The organism is Kitasatospora sp. NPDC057512 (assembly GCF_042802135.1).
Taxonomy (GTDB): domain Bacteria; phylum Actinomycetota; class Actinomycetes; order Streptomycetales; family Streptomycetaceae; genus Kitasatospora.
Genome location: NZ_JBHVET010000904.1, coordinates 1 through 2,942, shown reverse-complemented (window position 1 = coordinate 2,942; position 2,942 = coordinate 1). Strand labels below are relative to the sequence as shown.

1 protein-coding gene is annotated in these 2,942 nt (G+C 73.6%); it reads left to right on the top strand.

What is annotated here, in order from left to right; translation table 11 throughout:
* Nucleotides 1-169 precede the first annotated feature (169 nt).
* Nucleotides 170-2,942 (top strand): penicillin acylase family protein (locus ACFU6K_RS35540; RefSeq protein WP_380670237.1); only part of this gene is annotated, 2,773 nt, incomplete at its 3' end.

The window sequence follows — 2,942 nt, the reverse complement described above, 5'->3', positions numbered from 1 at the left end:
GCACCTCCCGGACTGAGCCCGGCAGGTGCGGCGCCGCTCCTTCCCGACCGGCCTGCGGACCGCCAACTCCGCTCCCCCGTACGGGAAATGGCATGCACGCCACTAGCCAACCGGCCAGTAGCGCCCCTACCGTCGACTCTTCCGTGAGACTTCGACGGAGGAGTCCGCCTTGCGTTCACGCCAACGCCCCCGCCCCCGCTCCCTCCGACTCCCGGCCGCCGCCCTCGCCTCGGCCCTGCTCGTCACCGCCGCCCTCACCACCACCCCCACCGCCGCCGCACCGGCCCCCGCGACCGCGACCGCGACCGCCGCCGCCAACGACTACTGCGGCGGCCACTGCGCCGACATCCTGCCGCCCGGCGAGAACGGCAACGCCACCCTCGCCGACATCCTGCTCAACCGGGCCTTCGGCACCCGCCCCGCGCACACCGACGACCAGCTCGGCCCCTACGCCGCCCTCGCCTCCGGCTACCCCGGCCTGACCGAGGCCAAGCTGCGCGACTTCTTCAACGACGCCTCCTTCGGCGTCCCCGCCGACCAGGTGGCCAGCACCACCAACCCGCGCCCGGACGTCGCCATCGTGCGCGACAAGGCCACCGGCGTCCCGCACATCACCGGCACCACCCGCTACGGCACCGAGTTCGGCGCGGGCTACGCCGCCGCCCAGGACCGGCTCTGGGTGATGGACCTCTTCCGGCACGTCGGCCGCGGCCAGCTGTCCGGCTTCGCGGGCGGCGCCGCCGCCAACCGCCAGCTGGAGCAGACCTTCTGGCAGGCCGCGCCGTACACCGAGGCCGAGCTCCAGCAGCAGATCGACGCCATCGCCGCCCGCGGCGGCCGGGCCACCCAGGCCCTCGCCGACGCCAACGCCTACCTCGACGGCGTCAACCAGTACGCCAAGGAGTCCTACAACGCCCGCACCTTCCCGGGCGAGTACGACCTCACCGGGCACATCGACCCGATCACCAACGCCGGCTCGATCGAACCGTTCAAGCTGACCGACCTGGTCGCCCTCGCCTCCGTGGTCGGCGCCCTGTTCGGCTCCGGCGGCGGCGGTGAACTGGCCTCCGCCCAGGTCAAGTCGGCCGCCGAGGCCCGGTACGGCAAGGACGCCGGGGACGCGGTCTGGGCGTCGCTGCGCGAGGCGGACGACCCGGAGGCCGTCCAGACCCTGCACGACGGGCAGCGCTTCCCGTACGCGACCGTCCCCGACCACCCGCAGGGCGAGGCGCTGCCCGACCCCGGCTCGGTGGTGCCCGAGCGGGTGGTCTACGACGCCACCGGCTCCGCCGGCTCCGCCACCACCGCGGCGAACGGCGTCCTGCCCGGGAACCTGCTCACCGCCCGGCACGGCATGTCCAACGCCCTGCTGGTCTCCGGCGCCCACACCGACGACGGCCACCCGGCGGCCGTGTTCGGCCCGCAGACCGGCTACTTCGCCCCGCAGCTGCTGATGCTGGAGGAGATCCAGGGCCCCGGGATCAGCGCACGCGGCGCCGCCTTCGCCGGCCTGAGCTTCTACGTGCAGCTCGGCCGCGGGCAGGACTACGCCTGGAGCGCGACCTCGGCCGGGCAGGACATCACCGACACCTACGCCGTCCCGCTCTGCACCACCGACGGCTCCCCCGTCACCACCGCCGCCAACTCCTACCTCTGGCACGGCCAGTGCCTGCCCTTCGACCGACTGGAACGCAAGAACGCCTGGAACCCGACCACCGCCGACTCCACCCCGGCCGGCTCCTACACCCTGGTGATGAACCGCTCCCGGTACGGCCTGGTCACCGCCCGCGGCACGGTCGGCGGCGCACCCGTCGCCTTCACCTCGCTGCGCTCCACCTACCGGCACGAGGCCGAATCCATCATCGGCTTCCAGGAGTTGAACGACCCCGGCGCGGTGCACGACGCGGCGGGGTTCCAGCAGGCGGCGCAGGACATCAACTACACCTTCAACTGGTTCTACGCCGACTCGCGCGACATCGCGTACTACAACTCCGGCAGCAACCCGGTCCGCGCCCCCGGCGTCGACCCCGGGCTCCCCGTGAAGGCCCAACCGGCCTACGAATGGGCCGACTTCGACCCCGTCGCCAACACCGCCCGGTACACCCCCGCGGCCGAGCACCCGCAGTCCGTCAACCAGGACTACTACATCTCCTGGAACAACAAGCAGGCGGACGGCTACACCTCGGCCGGCTTCGGCAACGGCTCGGTGCACCGCGGCAACCTGCTGGACGACCGGGTCAAGTCCCTGCTCGGGAACGGCGGCAGGGCGAGCCGGGTCTCGCTCACCCAGGCCATGGAGGGCGCCGCCCTGGCCGACCTGCGGGCCGAGGACGTGCTACCCGACCTGATCCGCGTACTGCGCAGCGCGCCCGTCACCGACCAGGCCGCCCTCACCGCCCTGCAGCAGCTGGAGGCCTGGCTCGCCAACGGCGGCCTGCGGAAGGAGACTTCACCGGGCAGCCACGGCTACGCGGACGCCACCGCGATCCGGGTGATGGACGCCTGGTGGCCGCTGGTGGCCGAGGGCGTCATGCGGCCGGGCCTCGGCGACCCGCTGTTCGGCGCGCTGACCGGCGCCCTCCAGATCAACGAGTCGCCCTCGGGCGGGCAGACCGGCCCCGGCGGCGGCCCGGTGAGCGCCAACGAGGCCATCCCGCACAAGGGTTCGGCCTTCCAGTACGGCTGGTGGAGCTACCTGGACAAGGACCTGCGCGCCGTCCTCGGCGACCACGTGGCCGGCCCGCTGGCCCGGCCGTTCTGCGGCGGGGGCGACCTCGCGGCCTGCCGAACCGTCCTGCTGACCACCCTGAAGCAGGCCGCCGCCCGGACGCCGGCCCAGGTCTACCCGGGCGACGCGGACTGCGCGGCCGGCGACCAGTGGTGCGCCGACACGATCATCCAGCGCCCGCTGGGCGGCGTGACGGACGCCAAGACCACCTGGC